The sequence below is a fragment of the Pseudomonas sp. P4_C4 genome (genome assembly GCF_056402055.1).
Genome location: NZ_JBFUID010000011.1, coordinates 98,978 through 112,862, shown reverse-complemented (window position 1 = coordinate 112,862; position 13,885 = coordinate 98,978). Strand labels below are relative to the sequence as shown.

Below are 13,885 nucleotides of genomic sequence, written 5' to 3'. Positions count from 1 at the left end.
GAGCAACTGACCTTGTTGCCAGAATGGTATCTGCTCGTTGATTGGCTGGCCGGGAGCAACGCGCCGTGTCAATGCTTACTGATATCAACCAGGGGGATGCTGATTCTTTGCTCACGTTGCAGCAGTGTCATCAGGAGCAACACACGCTGCTCTCCCTCCATCGCCAGGAAGATCGCTTCCACATCGGCAAAAGGCCCCTCATTGATACGCACCCTCTCGCCACAGGCAAACCGAGCCTCCACAGGGGCTGCGCTATCGTGCTCATGAAGTCGGGCGATCAAGTCATCACCTACGGGCAGCGGCTTGCCTCCAAAACTGACAATTCGCAATACACCGCGGGTAGAACGCAAAGGCGCCCAGCTCTCACCTGAGCCTAGCTGGATAAACAGATAACCCGGAAACAGCGATTCGCGAACAATCCTCCTGCGCCCCTGTAAATCACGTTCGCGCCGGTGCGTAGGGCGAAAACAGGTATACCCCTGGTTAACCAGATTGATCTCTGCACGCTCGTCCTGGCTCGCCTTGCATTGAACCAAATACCAGGCGCTAGCAGTGAGACTCTCAGGCAAGGTCGTTTGGACCGCCGAAACACTATGGATGGACACAATCAGCCCCTTCTACACCTATGTGGCCAAGTAGCTCCGTGGCTTTCTCCTCGACCTTGCGACGGATTTCTCCCAAGGATGGAAACGCACCTGAGAAACGGAATTGGCCGATCATGGAAACTGCGTCCTTTAAAAACACACGAAACTTATTGGCAATAAACGAATGCCAGAGAACGCTTTATCCAAAGCAACCCCCTACACTTATCATCAAACCGCACCTCACGCTATTTAACACAGCCCAATACTGGACAACACAAAAAATTCGGAAATGTTAAAATTTGTCCGATATTAGTCGGTAATGTTATTTTGAGGGCTATTGATGTTATTTAATATCTGACTTTATATATTGATATTTTTTTTCCGCACGCAATTAATAATCACGTGGCATTTAATGGTTGAGTTTGTCGTGGGTTGCCAGTTATGATTTTTAGCACAGCAACTGTCAAGCACGCTCCAAGTCGAGATTCCAGCAGATCTGAGTCTTCGCAGTGAAAAGTTTCATCCAGTACGGTAATTCCTCACGGAAAGAGGCACACACCCAATAGCTGCAAGCCGTCACAAAAGTGCCATTGAAGAAGAACAGAATTTCAGTCTTTCCAATTGCACCATCACCGCAAGTGTGGAATTTCCAGGGAGGTTGCCTTGTTTAACAAGATTCTCATCGTTTGCATTGGCAACATTTGCCGAAGCCCTACTGCAGAACATTTGTTGCGGGAAGCACTGGGCCGGTCCGGGATCGAAGTCAGCTCAGCGGGTCTTGGCGCGCTACAAGACCACCCTATCGAGCCCACCGCCCGGGTCGTACTGGAAGAGCATGGCCATCTTCCAAAAGAGCACAAAGCCAATCAACTGACCCCCGCCACCATCAGCGAATCGGATCTGATCCTGGTGATGGAGCAGTCCCACATAGACCGTGTTCTCAAGATCGCGCCTGAAGCGCGAGGAAAGGTCTTCTTGCTGGGCAAGTGGCAGAACAACCGCGAAATCAGCGACCCCTATCGTCAAGGCAAACCTGCCTTTGTGCATGCATACGCGTTGATTGAAGAAGCAGTAACCGCCTGGGCAAGGCGTCTCGCACGCTAAACCACTCCTTGAATACCTGTTAAAAAAGAACCCACTTATGCAGCAAACTCCAGCATTAACCTCGCATGACGATGATGATGAAATCGACTTGATGGGCCTACTCGGAACACTGGTCGATCATAAATGGTTGATTGCCGGGATCACTGCTGCCTCTATGGCCGTTGGCACGGCGTACGCGGTGTTGGCCACTCCTGTTTACCAGGCAACAGCCTTGATACAGGTGGAGGCCAAAAAAAATGACATGCTCGGTTTCTCCGATATCAACAGCATGTTGGGTAAAGAGTCGCCTTCAGCCACAGAAATCGAATTAATCAAGTCACGCGCCATTATCGGCAAAGTTGTCGACAATCTATCGCTCGATATCACTGTCGAGCCGAACCGTTTTCCGGTGATCGGCGACTTTATTGCTCGTCATTTCAAACCGGACGATGTTAATACGGTTGCGACGCCCTGGTTTGGCATGAACAGTTTTGCCTGGGGTGGCGAAACCCTGAAAATATTTCAGCTCGTGCTTCCGCAAGAACTCCTGAGTAAACAACTCACTTTGGTCAGTGGTGAAAACGGCCACTTCACGTTGCTGGATGAGGACAACAATGTCCTGGTCCAAAGCCAAGTGGGCCAGACCTATGACCAGGACGGCATCAAACTGCAGGTCGAAGCGTTGCAGGCCAATCCTGGCACAACGTTCAACATAGTGCGTGACCCACGCCTGACTAGTATCTTGAAGTACCAAAAGGTACTTGATGTAGCAGAACGTGGTAAAGAATCCGGCATAATCGGGCTTTCTCTTGAGAGCGAGGAACCGGCTGAAGCCATTCAAATCCTCAATGAAATCGCCAAGTTCTATGTACGGCAAAATGTTGAGCGGACGTCGGCCGAAGCCGCTCAAAGCCTGGAGTTTCTAAAAGATCAACTGCCCCAGGTCCGTAAAGACCTGGAAAAAGCCGAAAACGCCCTGAACAAGTATCAAATTCGCAGTAAATCCATCGATATCAGCCTGGAAGCCAAAGCCATTCTCGATCAGATCGTGGCGCTGGATACCAGCATCTCCGAACTGAAATTGCAGCAAGCGGAAATGGATCGCAAGTTTACCCGTCAGCATCCTGCCTATCGGGCCTTGCTCAGCCAATTAGGTGAGCTGACAGCCAAGCAGAATGGTTTGGCCAAAAAAGTCGAAGGCCTGCCTTCAACACAGCAAGAACTGCTTAGCCTCACCCGCGATGTAAAAGTCAGCACCGAAATTTATACCCAGCTCCTGAATAAATCCCAGGAACTGGATGTGATGCGTGCCGGCACCGTGGGCAACGTACGCTTGATCGATACCGCCGACGTGGATCGGCGATATCCGGTTAAACCCAAAAAAACCCTGATCGTACTTATCGCTACCCTGCTTGGAGCCTTCCTGGCTATTGCATTGGTGCTTTTTCGCAAAGCCCTTAACCGCGGCGTGGAAAATCCGGATCAAATAGAACAGCTGGGGTTGCCGGTGTATGCATCCATTCCTTTCAGCACACTGCAAAAAAGTGAAGAAAGCAAAACCCTCCGAAGTGGCCGAGGCCGCGCTAACCAGGCGGCCCCCATACTGGCCAGCAGTCACCCCACCGACCTGTCCATAGAGGGATTGCGCAGCCTGCGCACCAGTCTGCACTTCGCCATGCTCGAAGCCAGCAATAATCGCCTGATGATCTCCGGCCCGAGCCCTAAGGTAGGTAAAACGTTCATTTCCGCCAACCTCGCTGCCGTCATCGCTCAGACCGGCCAGCGTGTATTGCTGATCGACGTGGATATGCGCAAAGGGTATTTGCATAAAGTATTCGGCACACCCGCTGAAAACGGGCTTTCAGATTTGCTCGTCAAGCGCTGCGACCTGGCAACCGCGATCAATAAAACTGAATTCGAGCACCTTGACGTTATCGGCCGCGGACAAATACCGCCCAACCCTTCAGAACTGCTAATGCACGCGAACTTCAGTGCCTTTCTCGACGAAGTCAGCGCCCAGTACGACCTGGTGATTCTGGATACTCCACCATTGCTGGCGGTGACGGATGCGGCGATTGTCGGCCGCCAGTCGGGTACCAGCTTGATTGTGACGCGTTTTGCGCTTAACCCGGTTCGTGAAATTGAATTGACCATGCGTCGCTTTGCTCAAAATGGCATTGATTTGAAAGGCGCTATTTTCAATGGCGTTGAAAAACGCGCCTCCTCCAAATATGGCTATAGCGACTACGGTTATTACAACTACGAATATAAGTCAGAGAGCGTTTAATTTTCACCACCGCTTTTAATGATAGGCGAGCGCCCCTAAGCCCCTAAGGGCGTTCAGAGCACCGTACTTCCTGCACCTGCAACAAATGATACAGACATATTAATAGATGCAACCGCTTTCAGGGACTAGCAAAAAATCCTGGGGCGGTAGCGTGCCCAAACCTCAATATCGGCCACGGCAAATCCMTCCCTGCCATGGATAAGGGGAAAGCCAAGACCATCAACGGTCTGTACCAAAGGCAGAAACAGCAACTTACCCCAATAACTAGTCGTTGTGGCTGGATGTGGAAATTCTGATAAAGACGCCCTTCATACTGTTATCGAAAGATATCTATTAAAGGTCGCGACCGTCACCTATAGGAACGTTGCGCTGGCACGTAATAAACAAGCGCAGGCGATACGCCTACAAAACTCTTAACTTTACCCCTACCAATCCGAGTCTTTCTTATGTCCGAACACCAAGAAACCAGTATTGCAAAATTCAAAAGCAAGGAAGCTATCATCGGAATCGTTGGCCTCGGTTATGTAGGCCTGCCCTTGATGCTGCGTTACAACGCTATCGGCTTCCGAGTGCTGGGTATTGACATTGATGAAAGCAAAGTAATCAAGTTGAACTCGGGCCAGAGCTATATAGAACACATCCCGGCAAGCAAGATTACACTCGCGCGCGAGAGCGGCTTTAGCGCTACTACCGACTTCAGTCGTGTTAGCGAATGCGATGCTCTGATTCTCTGTGTACCGACTCCCCTTAACAAATATCGCGAGCCGGACATGAGCTTCGTGATCAACACCACTGATGCGCTTAAACCCTATTTACGCGCTGGCCAAGTGGTCTCGTTGGAAAGCACCACCTACCCCGGTACCACCGAGGAAGAACTGCTACCCCGCGTACAGGAAGGCGGTCTAACTGTCGGCAAGAACATTTTCCTGGTCTACTCGCCAGAGCGCGAAGACCCGGGCAACCCCAACTTTGAAACTCGCACTATCCCGAAAGTCATCGGCGGCCATACCCCCGCTTGCCTAGAAGTTGGTATTGCTCTGTATGAGCAGGCCATCGACCAAGTGGTACAGGTCAGCTCGACCAAAGCAGCGGAAATGACCAAGCTGCTGGAAAACATCCACCGCGCCGTCAACATCGGCTTGGTCAACGAAATGAAAATCGTCGCCGACCGCATGGGCATCGACATCTTCGAAGTTGTCGATGCAGCAGCCACCAAACCTTTCGGCTTCACTGCCTACTACCCTGGTCCTGGCCTCGGCGGTCACTGCATACCGATCGACCCCTTCTACCTGACCTGGAAGGCGCGCGAATATGGTCTGCATACCCGCTTTATCGAACTATCCGGTGAAGTCAACAAAGCCATGCCTGAGTACGTGCTTACCAAACTGATGGACGGCCTGAATGACAGCGGCAAAGCGCTCAATGGCAGCAAAGTCCTCGTACTCGGCATCGCCTACAAGAAGAACGTCGATGACATGCGCGAATCGCCATCAGTGGAAATCATGGAGTTGATTGAAGCCAAGGGCGGCATCGTCGGGTACAGCGATCCGCACGTACCAGTTTTTCCCAAAATGCGTGAACACCACTTCGAACTGAGCAGTGAAACACTGAGCGCTGATAATATTGCCAGCTTCGATGCGGTGGTGCTTGCTACCGACCACGATAAGTTCGATTACGAACTGATCAAGCAGCATGCACGTCTAATCGTCGACAGCCGTGGCAAGTACCGTGCCCCGGCAGAGCACATCATTAAGGCTTGATCACTTTCATTACTGTCGAAAACATCCGGCAAGGACAACAGTCGTCTTGCCGGGTTATCGTACTTCGCAAGGAATACCCATGAAAAACTTCGCCCTGATCGGTGCCGCCGGTTACATCGCGCCTCGTCACATGCGCGCCATCAAGGATACCGGCAACGTGCTGGTCTCCGCCTACGACATCAATGACTCGGTCGGCATCATCGACAGCATCTCGCCACAGAGCGAGTTTTTCACCCAGTTCGAGTGCTTTTACGAACACGCTTACCGTATCAAGCGGGACGCGGCGACTGCACTTGACTACGTCTCCATCTGTTCACCCAACTACCTTCATCATTCGCATATTGCTGCTGGCCTGCGCCTCGGTTGCGACGTAATTTGTGAAAAGCCGCTGGTGCCAACCCCGGAAATTCTCGATGAGCTGGCGCTGGTCGAACAGGAAACTGGTAAGAAGTTGTACAACATCCTCCAGTTGCGCCATCACAAGGCGATTCTCGACCTGAAGGACAAGGTCGCCCGCGAAGCCAGCGAGCACAAATACGATGTCGAGCTGACCTACATTACCTCGCGCGGCAAGTGGTACACGGAGAGCTGGAAAGGCGACCCGCGCAAGTCCTTCGGGATTGCCACCAACATCGGCGTGCATTTCTACGACATGCTGCATTTCATCTTCGGCAAACTGCAACGCAACGTCGTGCATTTCACTTCCGAGCACAAGGCCGCRGGCTACCTTGAATACGAGAAAGCCCGAGTACGCTGGTTCCTATCTATCGATGCCAACGACCTGCCCGCATCTGTAAAAGGCAAGAAGCCCACCTACCGCTCCATCACCGTCAACGGCGAAGAAATGGAGTTCTCCGAAGGCTTTACTGACCTGCACACCACCAGCTACCAGGAAATCCTCGCCGGCCGCGGATATGGCATCGAAGATGCCCGCCACTGCGTAGAAACCGTCAACACCATCCGCTCCGCCGCCATCGTCAGCGCGCAGAACGATGAAGGCCACCCTTTCCTCAACACCCTGAACCGCTGAGATCGCCATGTCCCACTACCAGCATCCCAGCGCCATCGTCGATGACGGCGCGCAGATCGGCGCAGATTCGCGCATCTGGCACTTCGTTCACGTCTGTAGCGGCGCACGCATTGGCCAGGGCGTATCCCTTGGCCAAAACGTGTTCGTCGGCAACCAGGTGGTGATCGGCGATCACTGCAAAGTGCAGAACAATGTCTCCGTCTACGACAACGTCACCCTCGAAGAAGGCGTGTTCTGTGGCCCAAGCATGGTCTTCACCAACGTCTACAACCCGCGCTCGCTGATCGAACGCAAAGACCAGTATCGCGACACCTTGGTGAAGAAAGGCGTCACCCTCGGCGCCAACTGCACCATCGTATGCGGCGTGACCATCGGTGAATACGCCTTCGTCGGCGCAGGTGCTGTAGTCAACAAGGATGTGCCGGCCTTCGCCCTGATGGTCGGCGTACCAGCCAGGCAGATCGGCTGGATGAGCGAGTTTGGCGAACAACTGGAGCTGCCGGTAACGGGTGATGGCGAAGTCGTCTGCCCGAACAGCGATACCCGCTATGTACTGAGCGGTAACACCCTAAGCAAAGTGGATGCATAGTAAATGATCGAATTTATCGACCTGAAAACCCAGCAAGTCCGCATCAAGGACAAGATCGACGCAGGCATTCAGCGCGTGCTTGCCCATGGCCAATACATCCTCGGCCCGGAAGTGGCTGAGCTGGAAGAAAAGCTCGCAGACTTCGTCGGAGCCAAATACTGCATCACCTGCGCCAACGGCACCGATGCGCTGCAAATCGCCCAGATGGCCTTTGGCATCGGTCCAGGCGATGAAGTCATAACCCCCGGCTTCACCTATATCGCTACAGCTGAAACCGTGGCCCTACTCGGTGCCAAGCCTGTGTATGTCGATATTGACCCACGAACCTACAACTTAGATCCACGACTTTTAGAAGCCGCCATCACCCCGCGCACCAAGGCAATCATCCCCGTATCGCTTTATGGTCAGTGTGCCGACTTCGACACCATCAATACCATTGCCACCAAATACGGCATTCCGGTGATCGAAGATGCAGCGCAGAGTTTCGGTGCCACCTACAAGGGCAAACGCTCCTGCAACCTGAGCACCGTCGCCTGCACCAGCTTCTTCCCCAGCAAACCGCTGGGTTGCTACGGCGATGGTGGTGCCATCTTCACCAACGACGAAGAACTGGCAAAGGTGCTGCGCCAGATCGCTCGCCATGGCCAAGACCGCCGGTATCACCATATCCGCGTCGGCGTGAACAGCCGCCTGGATACCCTGCAAGCCGCCATCCTCCTGCCCAAGCTAGAGATCTTTAATGAGGAGGTCGAACTGAGGCAACAAGTTGCGCAGATCTATGATCGAATGCTAAATGAAAACAGCTTTATATCCCCTCCTCATATAGAGCAGTTCAATATTAGCGCTTATGCACAGTACACCATCCTTGTAAAAAACAGAGAAGACACTCAATTAGCACTAAATAAAGCCGGCATACCCAGCGCTGTGCATTATCCAATTCCTCTTAATAAACAGCCAGCCGTCTTCGATAGCTCTGTTAATTTGCCCGAGGGTGACAGAATTGCTAATGAGGTGCTTAGCTTGCCTATGCACCCATATTTGATCGAAGAACAACAGCGTCAAATTTTGGCAGCCCTTAAAGAAAGCACGGACATGATAGATATGTTGACGAAGAAAGCCCTGCCGAAATGTTGACAAATAGAATCAATGAAATCAAAAAAAGCAACTATATCAAATCAATTTTAGTCCTTGTAAGCGGTACTGCTTGCGCGCAAGCTATTATGATTTTGGTATTACCACTACTTACACGGCTGTATGCACCGGAAGACTTCAGCATACTAGCCGTGTATGCGGCAATATTAGGAATTACTTCTGTATCTGCTTGCTTGCGTTTAGATATCGCAATTCCTATTCCGGAGCATGATACTGATGCTGCGAATCTTCTAGCAATATCTTTAATCAGTTCCGCCTCCATCTCTTTGCTTGCTGGAGTATTTGTCTTTTTATTTCCACATGAAATAGCTCGCTTAACCGCTCAACCTGAGCTTATTCATTATCTGTGGCTACTACYATTTGGGATTGCTCTATCAAGTTCCTACAGTGCATTACAGTTCTGGGCAACGCGAAAAAAGAGATTTTCAACAATAGCCAGTAGTCGTATGGAGCAGTCCATTTCCGGCGCGAGTACCCAGATTGGTTTTGGTTGGATAGGGTATACACCTTTGGGCTTAGTCTTGGGACAAATACTCAGCAGTGGCGCCGGCATCATTCGCCTAGGTAGAAGCGCATTTTCACAAGACCAGGTAACATTTAAGTCCATCAGTCTTAGTGAGATGCGCCGCCTCTTTAAGGCTTACGATAACTTCCCAAAGTACTCTACCTTGGATGCATTGGCCAATACGATAGGAATTCAACTCCCAATCATAATTATAGCCTCAGTTGCACTGGGCTCAGAAGCCGGGTGTTTAATGTTAGCTATGAAAGTACTCCAAGCACCACTAGGGCTTTTGGGGAGTGCTATTGCACAAGTTTACTTGGCACGCGGACCAAGTGAACATAGAGAAGGGAACCTAGCGGAATTCACTTCTAAAACACTGAATGGTCTTATCAAGAGTGGTGCCGGACCGCTTATATTCGCAGGGATTGTGGCTCCAGATATTTTTTCGCTTGTGTTTGGCGAAGAGTGGCGTCGTGCCGGCGTTCTAGCAGCATGGATGACTCCATGGATAGTCTTTCAGTTTATATCCTCGCCAATATCAATGGTTATGCACATAGTCAATCGCCAGCGCCTGATGCTTGGCTTGACATTGTGGGGGTTATTTCTTCGAGTCGGAAGTGTTGCGGCCGCGGTCTATCTGGACTCTGCTTATGTTTCTGAGTGTTATGCGCTGTCTGGCGCTGTTTTCTATATTGTGTGCTTTAGAGTGTTTACTGCTCAAGCAGGAGTCGGAGGCCTTAAATATATATCTACAATGAAGGGCTCCATCCCGTTGATCTGTGGCTGGGCCACACTTGGCATTACATTTTCATATATCTTTAACAAACTCAATTAATGCTATAAAAATTAAACCCATCCCAACTCGAGTCAAGCAAAAGCCTTATTTTTCGTCATGCGGAAATTTTATTTTATCGTCCTGAGCTGAGGTTCAAGCAACATCAATAATTCAGCATATAGGTTTCCTATTATGTGGATGAGCCAAGTCGTTATGGATTTGGCTCTGCCAAGGGAGTAGTACGTGGCATGGCTGGCCATGCAGCGCTCTGCTGGTGCCTTGGGCATGCTTCAACAGTCGCACAACTGCATCCAGTTGATCCAGTTAACACCTTCGACTGGATCAAGAATGCCTCCGAGTGTCATGGTTTGGTCAGTACTTCCTCTGTGGCCGCACCGCCCCCGAGTAAAGACGCTGACTATGAGCCTGAACACCCGGCAAACCGCAAACTGATGCGCCGTATTCACTCAAGTGGCCATGAGGTCGGTTTGCACCGCGGTCACAACACGTATCAAACCCCAGAGGCGATCATTGCAGAAGCCAAGCGCTACGCCTCGTTTGCAAAGAGAACGACGACCAACATATGATCAGGTTTATTTCCGCAGGTAGTTTAGTCTATATATTTTGCTTGGTATTCAGCCCCATTTATATCTATATGACACTAATAGGTACAATGCCCGAGGCTTACCTGTCTTTGCTTTTTGCAAGCACGCTGGCAGTGACCGTCTTTTCTGAAAAGGCAAGATATATAAAAAAAACAATATTCTCTAGGGAAAACAGAGCACCTGTAATAGTAATTGCTCTATTTCTTGCATACATCCTAATTACTCAGCTTGTTTATTTCTCTCTTGGCGACAGAAACGACAATCTTGGCAGAAGTTTATTTTTATTTAATTTTACATATTTCATTTATTACATTGTCTGGCTGATTTGCGGAATCTATATTGGCAAATTGATAATCAAACATGACAATGAAAGCCTCTTGACTGCAGCTTGGCTGGCAATAACCATCTTTCACCTATCGAACATCAGCCCTGATGGATTAAAAATAGATTTATCAAAAATTCCAAAGGAATCCATAGGCATTTACCTAGGACTTTCCGATGCATATGCAATAATTTCAATAATAGCTATTGGCTCTAGCAAAAATATTCTAAAATCAACTTCAATTCTAGCTGCCAGCCTCTTCATGCTATTCACACTACAATCAAGATCATCAATGGCGTGCACCCTATTTTCCGCAGTTTTAGGTTATACACTATACTCCCAGCCGAGCAAAAAAATCCTATACCTGATTATATTGGGAGTGTGTGCCTTTGTACTCGCGCCATTTGCAGCCGAGCTACTCTCAACAGATGAAAGAATGCAGGTATTGTTCACCAAAGACTACTCCTCTGACGGGTCCTATATTGAGCGAGGAATACAACTTAAATACGGACTTCAGCATATTCTTGACAATCCGATACTAGGGGGTTACGAAAAAATTGTTATAGACCTAGGAACGCATGGCGCATACATACACAATATACTATCCTTTTGGCAGGTTTATGGATTGCTCGGCTTTATATTAGCACTTTATTTTTTTATATTATTCCCAACAACAACACTTTTAAATCATGATTTAACCAAGCAAGCAAAAACAACGCTTACAATGCTAATAATATACATAGCTTTACAAATTGTTTTTTCCAGGTCTTATGTATATAACTACTCTTGGCTCATGGTTGGTTTTTCCCTATTGGTACGCATAAAGCCAGGCTGTCGTAAAAACTGAATTCAACTCCTTTGCAATTCAGCAAGGTGATTTTACCAGCAGTCGTGGGCACAGGCTTAACCACCAGCCCACATTTTATTAGCCGCTTCCAGAATATTTCCATGAAAAAAATAGACTATATTGTATATTTTGACGAGACCCTATATTTGGGCATATCAAAAAAAATAAAACAAACTGCTTTGGCTTTGCAAGAGAGTAATTTCAATGCAAGCGTAAAGTTGATCAAGCCTAATGGAATGAAGGGTGTTTGTTCTTTTATCTGGGAAATAATTCGCTCTGATGCAGATATCATAATTGTAAGATCCTTTCCATACTTGATGTCGATATTAGCGCCAGTGCTATTAGCAAAGCGTGTGCAGGGAAAAAAAATAGTTATCGACATTCCGACACCAAACACAACTATCCTTAATGAAATAAAGACGCGCACCGATATAGGTTTTACGCAAACAATATTGAGGCAAGCTATTGTACTGATGAGCTTTCCCTGGGCTTTGCTTCCAGCTAATCGGATAATCCAATATGCTCCTGAATCAAAATATTTCACATTTGGCGTTAAAAATAAGACCTTGCTTTCAGCCAACGGTATTCATGTGGCCAGCGTACCTATTTCTATGCTGCGCCCCTCTTGGCCTGCCGACGAGTTTGTCTTCATCGGCGTCGCCTCACTGGCAGACTGGCATGGCTTTGACCGCATAATTAGAGGAGTAGCCGATCACCTGAAAATAACAAACCAAAAAGCGAGATTCATAATCGTCGGTGATGGTGATGCTCGCAATCAACTGGCGCTTCTTGCAAAAGATTTGAACATAACCGACTTGATAGAATTCAAGGGTTTTTTGAGCGGAGTAGCACTCGATGCTGAGTTTGAAAGGGCGCATGTTGCGGTAGCATCCTTGGGCCTGTACCGAAAAGGGCTAGAAGCAGCCTCGGATTTAAAGTCCAGAGAGTACACGGCGCGAGGAATGCCTTTCGTTACGGCTGGATACGATCTGGATTTCGACCCAAAGCCAGATTTTGTTTTTGAAGTTAAAAACAATAATGAGACAGCGGAAGTTTTTAAGATAATCGATTGGTACGCCAAGCTCCAGAGCAAACAATGTCACCCTTCAAAAATCAGAGAATATGCCGAAAATCATTTGGACTTTTCAAATAAAATTAAATGCTTTTTGGTTGATTGAACTTAAAAAAGGAATTCAAAATTGAAATTGGCATTTATCATTACAGGCCTTGGATTAGGTGGCGCAGAAAAGCAAGTTTCCGCCCTAATTGACGAATTTAAAAGCCAAGACGATGAGATTATCCTGATTTCCTTGACCGGTGAAACCATAGTCACACCAAAAGATCAAACGATTAAAATATATAGCCTGATGATGAAAAAAAACCCTTGGTCGCAATTAGTTGCCGCATATACGATCATCAAAACTCTTAGGAACTTTAAACCAGATGTGATTCACAGCCATATGTTTCATGCCAATATCCTAGCTAGAATTTATCGATTATTTTGCCTTCCAAATGCACTAATTTGCACTGCCCACAACACCAACGAAGGTGGTTTCTTTCACGCATTAGCTTACCGAATTACTGACAGGCTCGCTTCAAAAACAACCAATGTCAGTCAGGAGGCGGTTGATGCTTTTGTACGGTTAAAGGCTGCGCCTGCCCATAGAATTTCAACAGTTCATAACGGCATCGACACACAACTCTTCCATTTTAACCTTGCAGATAGAAAATCTATAAGAGACTCATTGGGCCTGGATAAAGATACTAGTGTCTTTATTAATATTGGCAGATTCCATCCACAAAAAGACCATAAGAACCTCATCACAGCCTTCTCGCAATTAAAAGAAGAAAAAAGAATACTTCTTCTAGTGGGTGACGGTCCTCTTCGAAATGAAATTGAGTCAACAATTGCCGCGCTTGAAATGACAGACAAGATTAAACTTCTTGGCGCGAGAAATGACATTCCTGCTTTATTAAGTGCTTCAGATGTTTTCGTTTTGTCATCAGCATATGAAGGGTTTCCGTTAGTCGTAGGGGAAGCGATGGCGTGCGAAAGGGTCGTGGTCGCCACAAATTGCGGGGGGCCAAAAGAGTTTTTAGGTGACTGTGGATTCATTATTCCGCCTGCTGACGCTCAAGCTTTGGCCCGTGGCCTTGAACAGGCCATTTTACTATCTAAAGACGAAAAAGAAATAGCCGGTAAGGCGGCAAGACAAAGAGTTATTTCATATTTTTCATTAAACGCAGCCGTTGCTGAATGGAAAAAACTCTACCGGACTGTATCACTTAAGACCAAGAGCGCTTAATTTTATAAAACAGTTCAGCGGCAGCAAGAGAGTACCGAAA

The 13,885-nt window shown here is 48.4% G+C and carries 12 protein-coding genes; 11 read left to right on the top strand and 1 reads right to left on the bottom strand.

Annotated elements, in window-relative coordinates; all coding sequences use genetic code 11:
• Positions 1–68 precede the first annotated feature (68 nt).
• Positions 69–599, bottom strand: a complete 531-nt coding sequence (gene rfaH / locus AC1DXW_RS08750) for a transcription/translation regulatory transformer protein RfaH (RefSeq protein ID WP_477756982.1) — start codon at positions 597–599, stop codon at positions 69–71.
• Positions 600–1,247: 648 nt separating this feature from the next.
• Here rfaH and AC1DXW_RS08745 point away from each other — a divergent pair.
• The 11 genes from AC1DXW_RS08745 to AC1DXW_RS08695 all read left to right on the top strand — a co-directional run bounded on the left by AC1DXW_RS08745 (position 1,248) and on the right by AC1DXW_RS08695 (position 13,845).
• Positions 1,248–1,688, top strand: coding sequence for a low molecular weight protein-tyrosine-phosphatase (locus tag AC1DXW_RS08745; RefSeq protein WP_115947597.1), 441 nt, complete (start codon positions 1,248–1,250; stop codon positions 1,686–1,688).
• A 37-nt stretch (positions 1,689–1,725) separates the two neighbouring features.
• Positions 1,726–3,954 carry a polysaccharide biosynthesis tyrosine autokinase gene (locus tag AC1DXW_RS08740; protein ID WP_477759944.1) on the top strand — a complete coding sequence of 743 codons (2,229 nt, stop codon included), beginning with the start codon at positions 1,726–1,728 and terminating at the stop codon, positions 3,952–3,954.
• A gap of 446 nt (positions 3,955–4,400) precedes the next feature.
• A complete protein-coding gene (gene wbpA, locus AC1DXW_RS08735; protein ID WP_477759943.1) occupies positions 4,401–5,714 on the top strand; it encodes a UDP-N-acetyl-D-glucosamine 6-dehydrogenase in 1,314 nt (437 codons plus the stop codon).
• A 79-nt stretch (positions 5,715–5,793) separates the two neighbouring features.
• Positions 5,794–6,744, top strand: coding sequence for a UDP-N-acetyl-2-amino-2-deoxy-D-glucuronate oxidase (wbpB, locus tag AC1DXW_RS08730; protein ID WP_477759942.1), 951 nt, complete (start codon positions 5,794–5,796; stop codon positions 6,742–6,744).
• A 7-nt stretch (positions 6,745–6,751) separates the two neighbouring features.
• Positions 6,752–7,333 carry a UDP-2-acetamido-3-amino-2,3-dideoxy-D-glucuronate N-acetyltransferase gene (gene wbpD, locus AC1DXW_RS08725; protein ID WP_477756725.1) on the top strand — a complete coding sequence of 194 codons (582 nt, stop codon included), beginning with the start codon at positions 6,752–6,754 and terminating at the stop codon, positions 7,331–7,333.
• Between the two features lie 3 nt (positions 7,334–7,336).
• The gene (locus tag AC1DXW_RS08720) at positions 7,337–8,467 is read left to right on the top strand and encodes a DegT/DnrJ/EryC1/StrS aminotransferase family protein (protein WP_115947592.1); all 1,131 of its coding nucleotides are present in this window, start codon (positions 7,337–7,339) and stop codon (positions 8,465–8,467) included.
• The gene (locus AC1DXW_RS08715; protein WP_477759941.1) at positions 8,461–9,825 is read left to right on the top strand and encodes an oligosaccharide flippase family protein; all 1,365 of its coding nucleotides are present in this window, start codon (positions 8,461–8,463) and stop codon (positions 9,823–9,825) included. The genes AC1DXW_RS08720 and AC1DXW_RS08715 overlap by 7 nt, the downstream gene beginning before the upstream one ends.
• 188 nt (positions 9,826–10,013) lie before the next feature.
• Positions 10,014–10,352 carry a hypothetical protein gene (locus AC1DXW_RS08710; RefSeq protein WP_477756950.1) on the top strand — a complete coding sequence of 113 codons (339 nt, stop codon included), beginning with the start codon at positions 10,014–10,016 and terminating at the stop codon, positions 10,350–10,352.
• A complete protein-coding gene (locus tag AC1DXW_RS08705) occupies positions 10,349–11,539 on the top strand; it encodes an O-antigen ligase family protein (RefSeq protein ID WP_477759940.1) in 1,191 nt (396 codons plus the stop codon). The genes AC1DXW_RS08710 and AC1DXW_RS08705 overlap by 4 nt, the downstream gene beginning before the upstream one ends.
• A gap of 101 nt (positions 11,540–11,640) precedes the next feature.
• Entirely contained in the window at positions 11,641–12,717 is a 1,077-nt protein-coding gene (locus tag AC1DXW_RS08700) for a glycosyltransferase (protein ID WP_477759939.1), read from the top strand.
• Positions 12,718–12,738: 21 nt separating this feature from the next.
• Positions 12,739–13,845, top strand: coding sequence for a glycosyltransferase (locus AC1DXW_RS08695; protein ID WP_477759938.1), 1,107 nt, complete (start codon positions 12,739–12,741; stop codon positions 13,843–13,845).
• The last annotated feature ends 40 nt before the right edge of the window (positions 13,846–13,885 follow it).